3 protein-coding genes are annotated in these 3,240 nt (G+C 58.0%); all 3 read right to left on the reverse strand.

Annotation, left to right across the window (positions count from 1 at the left end; genetic code table 11):
- Positions 1-85: 85 nt before the first annotated feature.
- Complete coding sequence (gene nifX, locus CO655_RS30645) at positions 86-580, reverse strand: nitrogen fixation protein NifX (RefSeq protein WP_008536565.1); 495 nt, start codon at positions 578-580, stop codon at positions 86-88.
- Positions 577-1,932, reverse strand: coding sequence for a nitrogenase iron-molybdenum cofactor biosynthesis protein NifN (gene nifN, locus CO655_RS30650; protein ID WP_004672660.1), 1,356 nt, complete (start codon positions 1,930-1,932; stop codon positions 577-579). Before nifN ends, nifX begins: the two co-directional genes overlap by 4 nt.
- Positions 1,933-1,941: 9 nt before the next feature.
- Positions 1,942-3,240, reverse strand: a 1,299-nt coding sequence (gene nifE / locus CO655_RS30655; RefSeq protein WP_141514383.1) for a nitrogenase iron-molybdenum cofactor biosynthesis protein NifE, incomplete at its 5' end; no start/stop codon positions are given.

Genomic DNA, 3,240 nt, shown 5'->3' on the forward strand with positions numbered 1-3,240 from the left:
TCAGGCATCTGAGAAAAGGGGTGGCGAGATCCCCATCCTCGTTGACAGCAGGGCCATCCGTACTTCCTGTCAATGTACCCATTTCTTAGTCCTCCTCATCGAAAGGCTTCTTTTCAATGGCGCCTGCTTCGGTTAGCACCTTGCGTAACCAGGGTGGCGGAGTAGTCCTGAGCATCGCCCGAGTTCGCGACAAAACATCTTCGATCAGTTGAGGATCGGATACTTTAATTGGGTGGATTTTGGCCGAAACAACTCGGGCTGCCGATGGCCCACCGATCGCCAGACAGAACAATAAGTGACAACCTTCCAACGCCTTCACCTTCGGGTTAATACGATCGACGTCCTCGTTCCGATGCTTTCCGCTCTGGTCGGAAACGTCTTCGAAGTCCAGGACTTCCACCAGTTTCCAGTCGTCGGGACTCACATCATAGACGACGAAACGTTTTGCCGATCCGAAATGGGCGTCGAGAGATTTCATATCTTGAGTGGCGATTGCGACGCGCAACGCGCCAGCCTTCCGTTTTGGAGCTGACGAGTGAACCCCGTCAGGGACGAGGGAAAGGCGACGAGCGGCGATCATCTAGGCAGTTCTCCTTTGCGGGAGGGATCAAGCGATCCAGGACACGGCGCGCGCTGATTGGCCTGGAAGATGTTGGAAACATCGAAGATCAGGTCGCGCGTTCCCTGATAGAGACTTGTGAGCTTATGCTGGCTGCCGAGTCGGTCGAATATCGGGAAGCCCACCCGCATGAGCGGAATCCCAAGGCGCTCCGCCGCTTGTCGTCCATGCGAATGCGTGACGAGAAGATCAGCGCCGACGGCAAGTTCTTCGAGATCGCCAAGATCACCGACCTGGAGCGATTCGGCCGGCATTTCCGCGAGTATTTTTGAGGTGCCGGTCGTGGTGACCGCTGCCGCGATTTCGGCGCCCATGCCGGTGAAGAAGGTAGCGAATTGGTAGAGCTGGTCCGGCTCCACAGCAATTGCGATCTTCTTGCCTCCGAAATGGAAATGTCCGTCGAGCAGGGCGTCCTGCAGCTGTGCTCGGCGACGGCGGATGTTTGCTGGCACCGGCGCACCAGAAATCTCAGAAAGAAACGAGACGAACCGGTCGGCTCGTTTCAATCCTGTCAGCGACTGGAACAATGCGTAAGGGACTCCCGTCCGGGTCCGCAGTAGCTCTGCGGGGCGGCGCATATGCTCGCCGATCGCGATACATTGCGCCGCCGTGCCAAGCTCTTGTATCTCGTCGACGGGAGTACCGCCATAGGTGGTCGGAACCCAACGATCGCCGGGCACCGTGCCGTCGAGAGAGCCGGAAATGTCCGGCAGGATCACCGGCTTCAGACCGAAGCTTTCGACCGTTTCGCGCAGAAGCTCGATGTCAGCGACTGTCAGATGCCATCCTGGTAGGATCGCAATCTTCTTTTGGTGGCGGCTCTGCTCGCCTGGAGTGGTGATGCGCTCGACCATAGAGATGACGGCCTTCGCCCATCCCTCTTCGATCGCTCCCTCGAAATCCGGGGTATTCGCCAGCACAACCTCCGTACCCGCGAGCTCATCGGCACGATCCCGCTTGATGTTGGCGAGATCGCCTGCGAAATCTTCGCCGCGGGTTTCCACCAGGGCTGTCGTGCAAATTCCGATCAGCTTGGGTTTTGCGCGCCTCTTGAGATTTAGGATCGCCTCTTCCAGATTGCCTGCGCCGCCAAGAATGGTCGCCACTGCGTCCAATGCCGTTGTCTGCAAGGGAATGGCTTCCTTAAAGTGCCGGACTAAAAGTACCAGCGCCAAGCTGGTGCAGCCCTGGCTGCCGTGGAACAGCGGCACGGCACGCTCGACGCCAAGAAAGGCGAGCGCGGCGCCGAGCGGCTGCGACGATTTCAGCGGATTGACCGCAGCTGATTTGGTCTGGGGAAAGACTTGAACCATCGGCTTTCCTCAACGCTTGCAGAAGCTGCCGGCGACCGCGCCGACAAAGTTTTGCAAGACGTACCCAGTCTCGTTCTCGCTCTTGGTATTCGTCAGTTCTTCTTCCACCGCATGCTGGCATTCCCACGGTGCCGGCTCCCGCACCTCCATCCAGATCGGATTGTGAATAGCAAGATCGATCTGGCGAACGAGCTCCACCATGCCGTCATAGCCGGCATAGGGGTGGTGGCGTTCCTGGTTGATATCGAGCCAAGGTGTCTTGGCCTTCAGCGCGATGAATTGCGTGCGCCCGCCAGACAACATGATGTCGGCTTTACCGTCGGCGAGCATGTTATAAAGCTCGCGCGGCGCCATTGACTCGAACAGGTGGTTTTCGTCTTTCAGGAGTTGCTTGATACGTTCCTTGTCTTCAGGCGTGGATTTCTTGACCGAGGTGCCCACGATCTCGATGCCCACCTCCATCAGCGCATGGACAACCGACCAGGACTTGACGCCGCCGGTGTTGAGCAACACGCGCTTGCCTTCAAGCCTTGGTCGATATGCTGCGAGTTTCATCCAGGCAATCGCCTCCTCCTCCGCGATCAATGCCTCGGTGCGCTCGAGGATTTCGGGATCCGCCCCCTGCATCACGAGCAGCTTGGCGATCTGTCTGAGTGCTTCCGAGGTGTCGGTAATTCCGTAAAAGGAGCCTTCGAAGAACGGGATATCCCACAGCTCCTCCATTTTGCGGGCGAGGTTGATGAGTGCTGTCGAGCACACCAACATGGACGCCTTGGCGCGATGCGCAGAAGCAATGTCAAGATATCGGGCGTCTCCTGGAATGCAGGCCCTTACTCTGATCCCCAGCCGGTCAAGAAGCGGCTTTACCAGCCAAAACTCGCCGGATAGGTTGAACTCACCAATGATATTGATGTCGTAGGCGGTCACGTCGTTCGGCTCTACGCTGCCGATCACATGATCGAGCAACGCTTCACCGGCGAGCTTATTGCCAAGGTTCTTGGAGCCGGCAAAGCCAGGTGCGTTGACCGGCACCACCGGAAGGCCGAATTTTTCCGCGGCCCGCTTGCAGACGACCTCGATGTCGTCGCCGATCAATGCTGTCACACAGGTCGAATAGACGAAAATCGCCGGTGGAGCATAGGCCTCCTTGATCTCGCGGATTGCTTTAAAAAGTTTCCGCTCGCCGTGCCCCATCACCACTTCGGTTTCAGTGAGGTCGGTCGTGAAACTGGTGCGCCAGAGCGTTGGACCTGAGGAAGCCGATCCGCGATTGTCCCAGGAATTGCCCTCACAGCCGAGAGGCCCATG

Origin of the sequence: Rhizobium sp. M1 (assembly GCF_002531805.1) — a bacterium.
GTDB lineage: Bacteria > Pseudomonadota > Alphaproteobacteria > Rhizobiales > Rhizobiaceae > Rhizobium > Rhizobium etli_C.

What these genes read in the sequence shown, in the direction of transcription:
- nifX (WP_008536565.1), bottom strand. Translation starts at nt 580, where the DNA reads ATGATCGCCGCTCGTCGCCTTTCCCTCGTCCCTGACGGGGTTCACTCG.
- nifN (WP_004672660.1), bottom strand. Translation starts at nt 1,932, where the DNA reads ATGGTTCAAGTCTTTCCCCAGACCAAATCAGCTGCGGTCAATCCGCTG.